Here is a 15,673-nt window from a genome sequence, read left to right as displayed (position 1 = left end):
AAATGGTTCAGGACAGAGTCGAACTGCCGACACATGGAGCTTCAATCCATTGCTCTACCAACTGAGCTACTGAACCTTAATCATAAGTCAAAAGTAATGGCGGTCTCGACGGGAATCGAACCCGCGATCTCCTGCGTGACAGGCAGGCGTGTTAACCGCTACACTACGAGACCTATAAAATTATGTATTGCGGGAGGCGGATTTGAACCACCGACCTTCGGGTTATGAGCCCGACGAGCTACCGAACTGCTCCATCCCGCGCCAATATTATTAGCACTTCAAATGAGTACTTAATTAATATATCATTTAAGCCACTGTAATGTCAACACTTTTTTAAAATAATTTTTACAATACGTTAATTATAAATTTAAATAATTATGAGATAATTATTTTTTAATTAGTGCTTTTTTCAATACTTTATTAGTATATATATTAACACCTATATAGTCAATAAAAATTATAAATTAATTTGTGTAAAAAAACGCTACACTTAAAAAATTTTATTTTATGGGATAATTTGGGTATAAAATCTCATAATTATTATTACTCTTTATATTACTATTTGATACTTTCCCGCTCTAACATTATTGTGTCATATATTTTTGCATTTTTTCTTGTAATTCACTGAAAGAAACAAAGCCTTCTTCTTCTAGGAAGTGCCCTCCTTCTTCAACAATTCGAATTGATCCTCCTAAAGCTTGTAATAACTTTTCAGTTTCTTTATAAGATACATGTTCATCATCTTTTGAAGCGAGACCGTGAAAGTGTTTCACCTTTTTCTTAACTTCATCATAATCAATGGTAATATGATCTAAATTAACAGATTCATCGATGTCTTGAGCATCTTCTTTAAATCCAGCAATACTAAAAAAGCCTTCTATTGGACGTTTTAAATCTAATTGTTCAATAAATTTCAAAGCAGCGATTGAACCATAGCCATGTGTTACAACATACGTATCGGGATGATTGATTTTAATTTGTTGTTTCATAGTTTTTAGCCACATATCTAATTTTTTATTATCCGCTTTATCTAAATTAAACAATTGTACATTATATCCTTCGAGTGCTAAGTTATGTTTTAACCATTGATACCAATGATTTTGTGCATTTCCTATTTGTGAATGAACAATAATTACATCTGTCATTTTTTATTCTCCTTTTCTTCTTAATAATGACTATTTATTTTAAAATAAAGCACTTTAAAGAGACAAATGTAACCTCTAAAAAGTGCCTATTTACTATGCTTTATTTATAACTCGTCTATTAATTCTTCAACAGCATTTTTGCCTTGTTGAATACAATCAGGTAAACCTACCGCTTCAAAAGGTGCACCGGTAATGCGTAACCCGTTATATTGACGTTTTACATGATTTTGTATATTGCGAATTTGAGTCATATGACCGATATGATACTGTGGCATACTTTTTGGTAATCGATTCACTATGGTAAAATCTGGATCACCTTTAAACGTCATCATTTTACTTAAATCTCGACGTGCGATATTTACAATTTCTTCATCAGTATGGTCATCTACAACCGTATCGCCAGGTTTTCCTACATACGCACGTAATAATACTTTACCTTTTGGTGTAGTAAACGGCCACTTTTTAGTCGTCCAAGTACATGCAGTAATATCAGTATGACTGGTTCTTGCAATGACAAATCCAGTACCATTATAGGTATTTTCGATATTTTTCTCATCAAATGCAAATACAACCGTTGCAACTGTAGTAGAATCCATAGTATTAAAGTATTTAAATGCTGAATCATGATTAAACCATTTCATAAACGTTTGATGCGGTGTCGTAACAAGTAAACCATCAAACGTCTTTCGACTATTATGTGTAACAATCTCATAATTATCATTATGAATATGAATATCTTCTACTGGTGTATTATATTTGAAGTGTACACCTTTTTGTTCAACATTTTTAGCTAGTGCTTCAATAAATGAACTTAGCCCATGTCTAAATTGTTTGAATTGTCCTTTAGGAGCACCTGGATAAAGCTGACGTTTTCTTGTACGTTCGCGTTTTTCATCTTTCATTCCTTTAATTAAACTACCATATGATTCTTCTTTATACTTGAAATTAGGAAATGTACTCATCAAACTTAATTGATCAATATCTGTTCCATAAATTCCTCCCATAAGGGGCTCAATCAAATTTTCCAGTATTTCGTTTCCTAAACGTTTTCTGAAGAATTCACCAACCGAAATATCATTTTCTATTTTAATAGGCGGAATAACTAAATCTAATCCTGCTCTTAATTTTCCTAAAGGGGAAATTAAACGTGTTTTTAAGAAAGGTTTAATATCTGTTGGAATTCCCATAATTGATCCGCCTGGAATAGGATACAATTGGTTCTTAGCAAAAATGTAGGATTGTCCTGTTTGATTCGTAATTAAATCATCTTCAAGACCTATATCTTTTGCTAAATCTGTCATGATCGTTTTTCGACCTAAGTAGGATTCTGGACCAAGTTCAATAGTATAACCATCGCGTCGATAAGTTTGAATTTTACCTCCAGGTCTTGAAGTTGCTTCAAAAATAGTTACATCTATGTCTTCATTGTAATGTTTAAAATAATATGCACTGGCTAGACCTGTAATGCCAGCACCTATAATTGCAACTTTTTTACTCACAACATGTCCCTTCCTTTTTAAAAAACTGTTTTAATTTCGTCGACAATCGCACCTATAAATAATGGATTTGTATTAGGCATTTCTGGTCGATAGTAATTAGCACCAATGTCATCGCAAACAACTTTACACTCATAATCATTATCGTAAAGTACTTCAAGATGTTCACAAACAAATCCAACTGGTGTATAAATAAAGTTTTTATAATGATGTTCATTGTATAATTCTCTTGTTAAATCTTGTACATCAGGTCCTAACCAAGGCGTACCTGTATTACCCTCTGACTGCCAACCTTGCGCTACATGTTTAATATTTGTAGAAGCTTCTAAACGATCCATAGTATCTTTAATTTCATTAGGATAAGGATCATTATTACGTTCTATTAATCCTTTAGGTAAACTGTGCGCAGACACGATTAAAATTGTTTCATCATGTTCTTCTTCTGGAATTTCAGCTAATGTTTCATTTACTTTATTTGTCCAGTATTCAATAAATTTAGGTTGTTGATAATAACGTTCAACATGATGTAGTTGTATACCATATTTATCCGCTTCTTCTTTAGCACGTTTATTATATGAACCTATTGAAAAACTTGAATAATGGGGAGCTAATACGACTGTAACAGCCTCTGTAATACCATCATTATGCATTTTTTCAACTGCTTCTTCAATATAAGGAGAAATATGTTTCAATCCTAAATATAATTTAAATTCTACATCATCATATGTTTTATTAAGTGCATCTGTAAGTGCTTTAGCTTGACGATCTGTCGTTCCTGCAAGTGGAGAAAGACCACCTATAAATTCATAACGATTTTTTAAATCTTGAAGTTCTTCTTCTGTTGGTCTTTTACCATGTCGTATATCTGTGTAATATGGTTCAATATCACTTTCTTTATATGGCGTACCATATGCCATTACTAATAAACCTACTGTTTTAGTCATTCTTAAAACCTTCCCTTTTAAAAATAAATTTTTATGATTCTAATTTTATTTTTGCGTATAGTCATGAACCAGTTGTGTTACTTTTTTAAGTGTATCTGGTTGAACTTCTGGGAAAACGCCATGACCTAAGTTAAATATATGTTTACCTCTTTGCATTCCTTCATCAAGTATTGCTTTAACTCTTTTTTCTAATACATCCCATGGTGCTAGTAGTAATGAAGGATCTAAATTACCTTGTAATGTTTTATTTACACCTAATTGATCCGCTTTCAAAATAGATGTACGCCAGTCTAAACCTAAAACATCAATTGGCAAATCATTCCATTCATTAATGAGATGACTAGCCCCTACACCAAATAATATAACAGGAATATTATGATGTTCTTTAATTCCACGGACTAAACGATCCATAGATGGTTTTATATAATATCGATAATCCTGTACATTAAGTGCGCCTACCCATGAATCAAAAATTTGAATCAATTCTGCACCTGCTTCAACTTGAGCTGTTACATATTTAATTGAAACGTCTACAAGATGATTCATTAAAGCAAACCAAGTCTCTTCATCGCCATACATCATTGCCTTAGTAAATGTGTAGTTTTTAGAAGGTCCACCTTCAATCATATAAGATGCTAATGTAAAGGGAGCACCCGTAAATCCAATTAAAGGTACATTTAACTTTTCTTCAGTTAGAATTTTAATTGTTTCTAACACATAAGGCACATCTCTTTTAGGATCAATTTGAGTTAATTTTTCCACATCTTTCATAGATTTAATGGGATTGTGGATTACAGGACCTATACCAGATTGAATTTCAACATCTACTCCGATAGGTTTAAGTGGTGTCATAATATCTTTATATAACACAGCTGCATCAGTATTGTAATTATCAACAGGTAGATGTGTTACATATGCACAAAGTTCTGGTTGATGTGTAATATCAAAAAGTGAATACTTTTCTTTTAATTTGCGATATTCTGGTTGTGATCTGCCAGCTTGGCGCATAAACCACACAGGTGTGTGTGAGGTTGATTCCCCTTTAATTGTTTGTAAAATTGTATTATTTTTTTTATGCACCATTTTATCCTCCTAAATTAAAATCATTCTTATTCATAATATCACAACATAAAAGATTTCGCGTTTCTTAAATATTAAATGTCATAAAAATGACAAAGCACGTCTATCTATTCTTTAATTTTAAATTTGTAATTATAAGTGAATTGATTTAAATAAATTATTCACAATTTATTTTCTTATTTAAATTATTTATAATAGCTAGTCTTATCATTTAATCGTATAATATACATAAATAAAGGAGGTATGGCTTATGAAAATATATACAACTTATGGAACTTATGACTATTTAAATCAAATTCGTTTAAATCATCCTGAAAATCATCTGTTTATTTATTCAACTAATGATTCTTCAGTCATTATTGAAGAATCCGAAGATAAATCTATACTTAAACACCCTACTACTTATGAAGTTGTTAATGAAATCAATGAGCTTAATCATCAACATTTCTATTCAGCTATCTTCATTCCAAGTTCAGAAGATCATGTCAATCAACTAGAAAAACGTCTTTCGAATTTGAATTTAGATTTCAGTCAATTTGCTGGTTTTAAAAGCTATCGTTTCTTACGACCTGAAGAAGGTACTACTTATAAAATTTACTTTGGCTTCGCTAATCGTCAAACATACGAAGATTTTAAATCATCTGATATGTTTAATGATTATTTTTCTAAAGAAGCATTAAGACATTATTTTGGCTCAAGCAGTCAACATTCAAGTTATTTTGAAAGATATTTATATCCTATTAATGATTAACATAAAAAGAGGAAGCTTAAGTATGTGTTTAATACATCTTAAGTTCCCTCTTTTTTTAATCTCTTAATAAAGTTTCCTGATATTGCAATTTTTTAATCGTACTTCTAATCGTTAACCATCCTACAATAAAGAATACAATTGCAAAAAAGAAGTATTTTATATAAAAGATGATAAAAATGATTGCGAAAATAATACCTATCATAATCATAAGGCGATATAAGAATTTTTCATATCCTTTGATCACTTCACTATCTGATACAGGCCAAACCTGAGGCCATAGTCCATACGCTTGCTGCGTATAAAACTGAGACATTTGCAATAAAATAATATACATAAATAAACTACCAATAATAATAGAAACAAGTGGATGAGACAGCCAAATCATAAGTACAAGTGCAATGACAACAAGTCGAAGAATAATACTTAATGCATCTTTTCCTCTTACAAAACTTCTCACAAATAAATAAAGATACATATTGTGCGAATTAAAACGACGTCCTTTGGGTGTGGGTAAAAGAAAATCTAAATATTTGCGTCTTGCTGCATTTTCTTTTAAATGCTTAACATCTGTAAACATATTTACAAATTTATAATAATTTGTATGATGTCTTTCTTCTACTGAAATCAACTGTTCCCATGGAAATAACGTAAGACTCTTAAATTTAGGTATAAGGTACGCCATGCCAAAGAAAATTATTGTTAATAAAATGGCAAAATATAATTGTTTCCCTAAAATTAGATAATACGTTATAAAATTAAGTGAAAATATTAAGACATTTAATATCCATTGAGACAATCTCGCACGATACCATTGCCATTTTAAGCGTAGTCCTAAAATAGGATGAATAAGCGCTAAAACACTCATCACGATATAAGATACAACTAATTGTTGATTAAGCTTATAAAACAATGGAAATAATACAATTAATAACACTATTTGTAATATTATACGGTTAAAATAACTATATCTTAGGCCTAATTTTATATAATCTTCCATATTCTTCTCAAAAGGAAGCAAAAATAACTTGTCAGCATCTTTTAAAAATGTTCGAAATGGAAAGATTGAAGTTAAAGCAATTACAATACTTGCTAAGAATGCATAATCTATATTTTTAGGAATATGTTGTAACCATTGACCATAACCTAATATGAAGGCTCCTAATAAAATAACTAAGAATACAGTAAAGTGACCATTAAAAATAAATTTATTATAATAATGTTTTTCTTTTTTTATTGCGTCATAACGTTGTTTAAATAATGCTATGGCTTCATTATTCATGTCGTTTGACCACCTTGCGTAACATGGATATAAATATCATCAAGAGTTTGATCTTTAAGACCCGTTTGTTCTCGTAGTTCCTCTAAATTTCCAAAAGCAACCACTTTTCCTTTATCTAAAATAATGAATCGATCACAATATCTTTCAGCAGTTGCAAGAATATGGGTACTCATTAGTACTGTACGCCCTTCATTTTTCTTTTCAACCATCAAATCAAGCATGGATTGTATACCTAATGGATCCAAACCAAGAAATGGTTCATCAATAATATAAAGTTCAGGATCGACAATAAATGCGCATATAATCATTACTTTTTGTTTCATTCCTTTTGAAAAATGGCTAGGAAAAACATTAAGTTCATTTTCAAGTCTAAATGTTTTTAGTAGAGGACGCGCACGTTTCATTGCTTCTTCCTTACTTATTTGATAAGCCATAGCAGTCATGACTATATGTTCTTCTAATGTTAATTCTTCATAAATGACTGGTGATTCAGGAATATATGATAGTTTACGACGGTAGATTTCGATATCATCATTAATATTGGTATCTGAAATAGAAAGTGTTCCTTCCATTGGCGTTAATAATCCAAGCATGTGCTTAATGGTCGTACTTTTTCCAGCGCCATTGAGACCAATTAATCCTACTATTTCACCTTTTTTTAATTCAAAATTTATATTTTCAATAACAGGACGTTTACCATATCCTCCTGTTAAATGTTCAACTTTAACTGTCATAAGGCACCTCCATGAGTTATATTGTACCAAAATCATTATATAACTACTAAGGTTTGCTATAACTCATTAGCGAATTTTTAAAATAACAATGTTATAATAATGAGTAAAAATAGGTTAAAGGAGTGCATTTAATTATGTCAGAAACTGTTTTTGGTAAAATTCTTACTGGTGAAATTCCAAGCTATAAGGTTTATGAGAACGATTATGTTTATGCATTTTTAGATATTTCTCAAGTTACTAAAGGACACACACTTTTAATTCCGAAGAAAGCTTCTCCTAATATTTTTGAAACTGATGAAGAAACAATGAAACACATTGGAGCTGCTATTCCAAAAGTAGCAAATGCCATTAAAAAAGCATTTCAACCTGATGGATTAAACATTATTCAAAATAATGGTGAATATGCTGATCAGTCAGTATTTCATTTGCATTTCCATTTCCTACCTCGATATAAAAATGATATCGATGGTTTTGGTTATCAATGGGAAACTCATGAAAATGAAATTAGCGATGAACAGAAAAAAGATATTGCTGAACAAATTAAAGCTCAATTTGAATAATTCTGCATATTGAATATCATTTATGGGTAATATAAAATGAAATCAATATGTCAATGTAATAATTATAGTAAGTAGCTTAAGTCAATCGTTACTTACTTCATAAAATGATATGATTTATTCTATAATCGACATAATAGTGAGGAGAATAAAAAATGAAAGTTACACGTGTATTATTTGGTATCGGTGTGGGACTTGCTTCTGGTATTGCTGTATCATGGATGAATCGTGATCAACAAAGATATAATGCTAATGCCTCTGGACAAAAAGTTCCTACTGGTGCTCGCTCAGAATTAGAACGAGAAATCGAAACAATTAAACGTAGTTTCTATAATATTATTGATTATAGTAAGCAAGTGAAAAATGACGGTGTACAACAAGGTAGCGACATTGCTAACGAATTTAAGACTTTAATCGGAGATTTTAAATCTGATATCAATCCTAATATTGAAAAATTAAAATCTCATATTGAAAATCTTCAAAATCGTGGCGAAGAAATTAGTAATACATTTTCAGAAGATAAGAATAATAACAAATAGAACTCTAACATTGAGCTCAATTTGGCTATGAAGAAATTTATATTAATAGATTTCTTTATGGCTTTTTTTATAAATATACAATCTAATATAAAAACATTGCTCTATATTACAATAGCTATTAAAAATTGTCTTGACGATAACTCAAGTTAGTTAGATAATACCTATCGTATATTAAACGACCTATTTTCGAGGTGGAGTTATGTTTTTATGTAAACGTCATATAGATATCCATGCGCGATTTGGTGTTCCAAGAATTGCGTTTTTAAGTATTGTAACAACTATTATTGCGTTTTTAGTTAGTTATGAGATTATGTATTATTTTGTAAAAACGCCTTTATCAGATAAATACTTTTTACTTCTAATATTATTTATCATTCTTATGTACCCTATTCACAAAACAATACATTTATTCTTCTTTTTACCTTATATTCATGCGTTTAGATGGCACAAGTTAAATAAGAAAAAATGGCTTCCTTATTTTAATACGTATGTGAATACGCCTGTCCGCAAGTTTTATTTTTGCATTAATCTTATTTTGCCATTTTTAATAATTACAAGCATTTTAATTTTCCTAACTTATCATTTTCCAAGTTATGGACATTATTTTATGTTCTTATTTGCCTTAAATCTTGGTTTATCAGTTATGGATTTTTTATATTTAAAAATTATTCTTTTTTCAAAAGAAGGACAATTTGTTGAAGAACACCAAACAGGCATTAATTTACTGACAAAAGTGCCATTCCATTCAAAGTTCTAATATATAAAGAAGGGTAATTATAAACGTATTCACTCAAAATTAAAATACAGTCTACTGGTTATTTTGAATATATTAAAAAGTCTATGATATTGAATGATATCGTAGACTTTTTTTAAATTATTTTTCATCTAATACTTTAGTTGTAAATCACCTTTTATTAATTGGTGGAATAATTATATTATGTTATAGTAACTTTGTTAACATACAAAAAGGAGCTATCAACTATGAAAATTATGAATAAACTCATTGTCCCTGTTACAGCAGGTGTTTTATTACTTGGAGGATGTAGTTCTGATTCTACAGATTCTAAAGATAATACATTAATTTCTTCAAAAGCTGGTAATGTAACCGTTAAAGATGTTATGGATAAAATTGGTAAAGATCAAATTGCTAGCACATCATTTAGTATTGAGTTAAATAAAATATTAGCTGATAAATATAAAGACAAAGTAGATACTAAGCGTATCGATGATGATATTAAAAAAGAAGAAAAACAATATGGTGGTAAAGATCAATTTGAAAGTATGCTAAAACAACAGGGTATGACCCTTGATGATTACAAAGAACAGAAAAGACTATCTGCTTACCAAAAACAATTACTTAATGATAAAGTTAAAGTGTCTGACAAAGAAATAAAAGATGATACTAAGAAAGCATCACACATTTTAATTAAAGTTAAATCTGATAGTGATAAAGAAGGTTTATCAGATAAAAAAGCAAAAGCAAAAGCTGAAAAAATTCAAAAAGAAGTTGAAAAAAATCCAAATAAATTTGATGACATTGCCAAAAAAGAATCAATGGATTCTGCTTCAGCTAAAAAAGGCGGGTCATTAGGTTATGTTATTAAAGGACAAATGGTCGATAAATTTGATAAAGCTTTATTTAAACTAAAAGAAGGTCAAATTTCTGACATTGTTAAAACAGAATACGGCTATCACATTATCAAAGCTGATAAAGAAGATGACTTTAATAAACAAAAATCTCAATTAAAAACAAAAATTATTGAACAAAAAGTTCAAAAAAATCCAAAACTATTGACAAATGCTTATAAAGACTTATTGAAAGAATACAACGTAGATTATAAAGATAGCGATATTAAAAAATCTGTAGAAGATACTATACTTAATCCAGAAAAATTAAAAGAACAACAAAGTAGTAGTGCTTCATCAGGATTATCTTCATAATTTTCATAAATCAAAAAGGTCGGAACAATATGTTCCGACCTTTTTTCGTCTATTAATATTAATCTAATTTCTCTGGATTATAAAATTGACGGTTATCCATACCAAAGATTCTTTCAGTAAATTGTCCTTTTTCAGTTTTCTTAAATGCTTTATCGAACATATTCATTTTTGCATCAATATTGTCAATAAAGAATAAAATTTCTGCTTCTTTTAGATGTGGCAATTTAGGAGAACCAAACTCCATTTTTCCATGGTGTGCTAAAATCATATGTCGCAATAACATGACTTCTTCACTATCAATACCAAGTTCTTTTGCCGCCTCAGCAACTTCATCACTTGCTATTGAAATATGTCCAAGCAAATTACCTTCTACCGTATACGTTGTTGCAACTGGTCCACTTAATTCTCTTACTTTACCAATATCGTGTAAAATAATCGCGCTATATAACAAACTTCTATTTAATAATGGGTAGATATCACACAATGATTTTGCAATTTTTAACATCGTTAATACATGATAGCTTAATCCTCCTGCAAAGTTATGATGATGAGAACTTGCTGCAGGATAAGTAAAGAATTTATCTTGATATTTTTTTAATAAATGACGTGTAATACGTTGTAAATGTGCATTTTCAATTTCTAAGATAAAATGTGATAACTCATCTTGAATTTCGTTAGGTGAAAGTGGCGCACCATCTACAAAGTCTTGAGTTTTCACTCCATCTTCTGCTGTTGCTAATCGAAATTGATTGACTTTCATTTGTTTACGGCCACGATAGTTAATAACATCCCCTTTTACCCATACAATTATTTCTGGTTTAAGGATTTTCATATCATCTTTTGTGACAGTCCATAGTTTAGCTTCAATATCTCCACTTTTATCTTGAAGATATAATGTCATATAGTCTTTACCTTGTGCTGTTACACCTTGTGTCGCTCTGTGGATTAAGAAAAAATTCTCCACCGAATCACCAGGATTTAATTTTTCTACGTTTCTCATCGTTTCCCGCCTTCCTCTTTTTTATTTAATATCAGCATTTCTCGAGAAGGAATCGTAGTATCTTTTGTACAAGTAAAGTACAATACTTGATGTTCTTGAGATAATTCTCTTAAATAGTTTAACATCATTGATTTTCTTTGTTTATCAAAATGTACGAATGCATCATCAATGATAATTGGGAATGGATAATATGGTTTCAACACCTTAATTAAACTAAGTCTCAATGAAATATATAGCAACTCTTTCGTTGATTGACTTAATTCAAGTGGATGATACATTTGTCCATTTCGATGTTTAACTTTAATTGAATCATTTTCATAAGTAATTAGATTATATTTACCATCAGTTAATGTTTTGAAAATATTAATGGCTTCATCTATCACATATGGTAGTCGTTTATCTTTAATTTGTTTAATGTGCTCATTAATTAGTGTCTCAAGATAACTTAAGCTCGCCCAATCTTTAGCAATATCATTCATTCTATTTTTTAAATTATAATATTGATGACGCAATTGAGATAGTGTTTTATCTGTTTCCATTTGATTAATACGTGCAGAAAGTTCACTCACTTCAGTTTGTTTCTCCAAATATTTATCATTATAATCATCAACTTGTTGAGCTAACATTTGATCTTCTTCTTCTAATTGAGCAGTTGTTTTTTCACTTAAAACAGAACTATCTTCATAAGAGAATTCGTGATTACTCAAATAAGTAGATAAATCATTGAATCGTGATAGTTGTTGTTGATAACGTTGATAAGCTTCGTAATGTTGATAATACTGCTCTTCATTTTGAACTTCAATATATTTAAACAACTCGTTTATAGTCGTTTTATTTTCATCCAAACGACTTTCTAACTGTTTTAATTCTTTACTTAATAGGGTTAATTGATTTTGCAATTGAGATTTCTTTTCTTTTTTACTTTCATACTGAGAAATCCAACCTTTCAAATCATTAAATAATGAAATTTTATTAAACTCGTCGAAACTATCTTTAGTAACATCTTGAGCATGCTCATAGAAGTTAATTAAATTTTGATTTAACTCTATGTTCTCTAATAATAATTTATTAAGTTGTTTATCATTAACTTTAAGTTGATTCATTGTTTTCAAACTATCTACTAAACGTTCATCTGACATTTTATCAGATACTTTAATGTCTTGTTTGATTTCAGAAATATCCTGTGCTAATGCATCAATTGAAGACTGAATATCTGATAAAATCGAATGTTGATGATTAAGTTTATTAGAAAGTACTGATTTAGTATTATTAGCATTATTCCAACGTTCACGCAATTGGTACTGATCATCTAGATTAAAATCTAAATCGTATTTATCTTCGAGTGCTTTAAGTTGTTGTTCTAAATCACTAATTTCCTCACTAATTGTTTCACTATAATCAATATCTTTATTTTTACTAAAGAATAAACCTACTAAAAATATCACAGTGAGAATTGCAAAAATAATACTAAAAGTGATACTAGTTGTAATAAATGCAAAAATAGTCAAACCAGCACTCATCAAAGCCAAAATGATAAAGCTGATTTTCAACCATTGATATTGCTTTTGTTTTCTTTCTTTTTCTGATTCAAAGGAAGCTTTTAATTTTGAGTATAAACTTTCTTTTTCATGTAATTCTATTTTTTGCTGATTATATTCTTTTTTCTTTTCAAGTGCTGTTTCAGAAACTAGTTCACTTTCTAATAACTTAATTTCCTTTTCAATTTCCTTTTTTTCAATATTATGCTCACCAATCATACGTTCAACTTGTTGCTTTTGATTTAATTGGTGATTATGATTTTTAATTTTTTCACTTATATAATCTTTCATTGTTTCAGAAGTATCCGCTTCATGATAAACTTCATTCCAACCGATATCATCTTTTAATGTTTGCTGAGAACGTTCGAAAGTTTCTATTTCCTTTTTTAAAGCCTTAGCTTTTAATTCAGATTGCTTGATATCACTCTCTTGTTGATAAAGATGATACATATCACTCACAGTTCTATCATCAGGCATCTGAATTAAATTAAATTCATTTTCTAGTTGTCTTATCTTCTCATCCCTTAATCCTATATCTCGATCAAGTGATTGTTTATATTTTAATGCAGTTTCATATCGTTCAATACCTTGCTCTGGGAATTTCAACGGTTCGATATTTAAATGATGCTCAAGCGATTTCCATTCTTGCGCATGAGCATGAAGTCCTAACTGCTTTTGCTTATTTTCATGCATTTTTGATAATTGCTTAAGATTTTCTTTTAAATGAGAAAGATGGCGTTCTGATTTATCTTTTTCATCTATAAGACGTTGATATTCGTCTAATTTGGTTTCTTCATCTCTTATTTGTGCTTCTAATTGTTTTAGTTCTTCAATTTGTTGATTTAGAATTGGGTTCTTTCCAGCTTTTTTATAAAGCGTAGTTTTTTTCTGATTAACAATTTGCCCCATAGATGTAAATTCAGAAGATCCTAAAGCACCAGCTTCTAATAAATAGCTTTGTAATTGTTGTTCATCTAAATTTCGATGTATATCTTGTAAACCAAGTACATTAAATGAAAATATTCCTTGATATGTCTTTTTTGAAATATAGTTTAATTTCTTCTTAAGCCATGCTTCATCTCTTATCAATCCATTTTCTAAATAAACTTTTACGTCACCTTGAGCACTACCTTTTACACGCTCAACTTCAATTTCTGATTTGTCATCTAAAATAAGCGTTAGCTTGCCCCCATACTGATTTCCCAATCTAGGTTCTAAACGCGGTTCTTTTTCTTTCTTTGTGGGAAAACCAAATAAAATTGAATGAATAAATGATTGTATGGTTGATTTACCTGCTTCATTTTCCCCATAAATTTCGGTAAAAGTCTGATTTAATTCAATCTTACGTTGTACGAATTGACCATAACCGTATATTTCAAGTGATTTAATAATCAATTTCTTCACCTCTCATATCTGCTTTCAATATTTTCTCAGCTCGATGAATGAGTTTTGCCTTATTGAAAGTGGTGTAGTCTTCTAAATATTTTGAAGCTCTTGGATTTAAATATAAATCTGTCATTGCCTCTTCAAACACTTTGTCATCGTTTATGAGTTCATTAGAAAATTCATTTATAAGAGGTGTTTCTTCATTCTGTATATAATTAAGAATCATATCTTCAATGACAATAAAATCATGTTCATTTTCTTCATATTCACTAATCATTTCTCTTATTTGAAGAATATCTTGTGTTGATAAAATTTTGTCATTATCTATATTAATCGTCAATCTATAAAATGCTTTACCTTGTTCACGAACTTGTTTCTTAAACTTTTGAATTTCCTCATAGATACCTTGTTTTGAAATTTTATCAGTCTTAATTGTAGCTTCTTCAAAACGTATAAACTGAGTTGGGATAAAAGTTGTTTCAAGATGTAGATGATCCCCTTCTACAAGCAAACAACCTTTAGTTCCTAATTCACCAAAGTGACGACCTTGAATGTTACCTGAATAGTGAATAGGCGGCATATCACTTAGTTCTTGACGTTGATGAATGTGACCGAGTGCCCAATAATGATACAGTTTATGATTAAGATCTTCTAACATAAATTCAGTATAACGCTGTTTTATGTTAGATTTACTATAAGTTCCATGAAGCATTCCTATATGTATACCATTACTTCCTTGACTAGATGGATATTCATCAATTTTATTTTCATAACTTGTATTGTTTTGATAACTAAAACCATGAATATAAATTTGTTCTCCAGCTTTGGTAATCGCTTGATAGGTTTCAACACGATTTGAAAATACTGATACATTATTAGGCCAATTATCTGTAATTCTAGTTGTTAAAGGATCATGATTCCCATGACATATGTATACAAATATTTGTTCTTTTTCTAGACGTTTAAATTGCTCTTTTAAAAAAATTTCAGCACGTAATGTGCGATTTTCACTATCAAATAAATCTCCTACAATCAACATAAAATCAACATCTTCTTTTAATGCTACATCTACAATTTTTTTAAAGCTCTCATAGGCACTTTTTTGTACATCTTTGAAAATACTTGTCGATAATTGTTGTTTAGATTTAAAAGGGCTATCAAGATGCAAATCTGCACAGTGAATAAATTTAACCATTAATTTAAGCTCCTTAATTGTTTGATAAGGTATCTTTATGTATTACTATATTTTACCATATCTTATGAATATGGGTCGATGAACTTTG

Annotated in this window: 14 protein-coding genes and 3 tRNA genes; 5 read left to right on the top strand and 12 right to left on the bottom strand. The window is 29.7% G+C overall.

Annotated features, from left to right (window positions below):
• Nucleotides 1-3: 3 nt before the first annotated feature.
• The 7 genes from HMPREF2578_RS10730 to hemE all read right to left on the bottom strand — a co-directional run bounded on the left by HMPREF2578_RS10730 (nt 4) and on the right by hemE (nt 4,668).
• Nucleotides 4-76, bottom strand: a tRNA-Phe gene (locus tag HMPREF2578_RS10730).
• Nucleotides 77-97: 21 nt separating this feature from the next.
• Nucleotides 98-173 (bottom strand) — tRNA-Asp (locus tag HMPREF2578_RS10725).
• Between the two features lie 14 nt (nt 174-187).
• Nucleotides 188-261, bottom strand: a tRNA-Met gene (locus HMPREF2578_RS10720).
• Nucleotides 262-584: 323 nt separating this feature from the next.
• A complete protein-coding gene (locus HMPREF2578_RS10715; RefSeq protein WP_017176379.1) occupies nt 585-1,145 on the bottom strand; it encodes an RBBP9/YdeN family alpha/beta hydrolase in 561 nt (186 codons plus the stop codon).
• Nucleotides 1,146-1,249: 104 nt separating this feature from the next.
• Nucleotides 1,250-2,644, bottom strand: coding sequence for a protoporphyrinogen oxidase (gene hemY / locus HMPREF2578_RS10710; protein WP_070508480.1), 1,395 nt, complete (start codon nt 2,642-2,644; stop codon nt 1,250-1,252).
• Nucleotides 2,645-2,661: 17 nt separating this feature from the next.
• Nucleotides 2,662-3,585, bottom strand: a complete 924-nt coding sequence (gene hemH, locus HMPREF2578_RS10705) for a ferrochelatase (protein WP_017176381.1) — start codon at nt 3,583-3,585, stop codon at nt 2,662-2,664.
• Nucleotides 3,586-3,630: 45 nt separating this feature from the next.
• Nucleotides 3,631-4,668, bottom strand: a complete 1,038-nt coding sequence (hemE, locus tag HMPREF2578_RS10700) for a uroporphyrinogen decarboxylase (protein ID WP_017176382.1) — start codon at nt 4,666-4,668, stop codon at nt 3,631-3,633.
• Nucleotides 4,669-4,915: 247 nt separating this feature from the next.
• Here hemE and HMPREF2578_RS10695 point away from each other — a divergent pair, with 247 nt between their 5' ends.
• The gene (locus HMPREF2578_RS10695; RefSeq protein ID WP_017176383.1) at nt 4,916-5,416 is read left to right on the top strand and encodes an antibiotic biosynthesis monooxygenase; all 501 of its coding nucleotides are present in this window, start codon (nt 4,916-4,918) and stop codon (nt 5,414-5,416) included.
• Nucleotides 5,417-5,471: 55 nt separating this feature from the next.
• Here the strand turns inward: HMPREF2578_RS10695 and HMPREF2578_RS10690 are convergent, their stop codons facing one another.
• Nucleotides 5,472-6,695, bottom strand: a complete 1,224-nt coding sequence (locus HMPREF2578_RS10690; protein ID WP_017176384.1) for an ABC transporter permease EcsB — start codon at nt 6,693-6,695, stop codon at nt 5,472-5,474.
• Nucleotides 6,692-7,429: an ABC transporter ATP-binding protein EcsA gene (locus HMPREF2578_RS10685; RefSeq protein WP_017176385.1), complete on the bottom strand. Its 738-nt coding sequence runs from the start codon at nt 7,427-7,429 to the stop codon at nt 6,692-6,694. The genes HMPREF2578_RS10690 and HMPREF2578_RS10685 overlap by 4 nt, the downstream gene beginning before the upstream one ends.
• 134 nt (nt 7,430-7,563) lie before the next feature.
• On the opposite strand from HMPREF2578_RS10685, the gene HMPREF2578_RS10680 reads away from it, so the two are divergent.
• The 4 genes from HMPREF2578_RS10680 (at nt 7,564) to HMPREF2578_RS10665 (ending at nt 10,466) form a co-directional block, all read left to right on the top strand.
• On the top strand, nt 7,564-7,989 hold the full coding sequence (locus HMPREF2578_RS10680; RefSeq protein WP_017176386.1) for an HIT family protein: 426 nt from the start codon (nt 7,564-7,566) through the stop codon (nt 7,987-7,989).
• Between the two features lie 152 nt (nt 7,990-8,141).
• Nucleotides 8,142-8,525 carry a YtxH domain-containing protein gene (locus HMPREF2578_RS10675; protein ID WP_002449632.1) on the top strand — a complete coding sequence of 128 codons (384 nt, stop codon included), beginning with the start codon at nt 8,142-8,144 and terminating at the stop codon, nt 8,523-8,525.
• 199 nt (nt 8,526-8,724) lie between these two features.
• Nucleotides 8,725-9,282, top strand: a complete 558-nt coding sequence (locus HMPREF2578_RS10670) for a DUF3267 domain-containing protein (protein WP_017176387.1) — start codon at nt 8,725-8,727, stop codon at nt 9,280-9,282.
• Between the two features lie 224 nt (nt 9,283-9,506).
• Nucleotides 9,507-10,466, top strand: a complete 960-nt coding sequence (locus tag HMPREF2578_RS10665) for a peptidylprolyl isomerase PrsA (RefSeq protein WP_017176388.1) — start codon at nt 9,507-9,509, stop codon at nt 10,464-10,466.
• Nucleotides 10,467-10,524: 58 nt separating this feature from the next.
• Here HMPREF2578_RS10665 and yhaM read toward each other — a convergent pair whose 3' ends face one another.
• The 3 genes from yhaM to HMPREF2578_RS10650 are packed head-to-tail and all read right to left on the bottom strand — an operon-like array spanning nt 10,525 to nt 15,585.
• Complete coding sequence (gene yhaM, locus HMPREF2578_RS10660) at nt 10,525-11,466, bottom strand: 3'-5' exoribonuclease YhaM (protein WP_017176389.1); 942 nt, start codon at nt 11,464-11,466, stop codon at nt 10,525-10,527.
• Nucleotides 11,463-14,399, bottom strand: coding sequence for an AAA family ATPase (locus tag HMPREF2578_RS10655; RefSeq protein WP_017176390.1), 2,937 nt, complete (start codon nt 14,397-14,399; stop codon nt 11,463-11,465). The genes yhaM and HMPREF2578_RS10655 overlap by 4 nt, the downstream gene beginning before the upstream one ends.
• Nucleotides 14,389-15,585 (bottom strand): DNA repair exonuclease, encoded by a 1,197-nt coding sequence (locus tag HMPREF2578_RS10650; RefSeq protein WP_017176391.1) that lies wholly within the window; start codon nt 15,583-15,585, stop codon nt 14,389-14,391. The genes HMPREF2578_RS10655 and HMPREF2578_RS10650 overlap by 11 nt, the downstream gene beginning before the upstream one ends.
• Nucleotides 15,586-15,673: the final 88 nt, after the last annotated feature.

This window comes from Staphylococcus sp. HMSC072H03 (assembly GCF_001809305.1).
GTDB classification, from domain to species: Bacteria; Bacillota; Bacilli; order Staphylococcales; family Staphylococcaceae; genus Staphylococcus; species Staphylococcus hominis.
The sequence above is the reverse complement of the archived record's forward strand: the minus strand, read 5'-3'. Positions and strand labels throughout refer to the sequence as shown.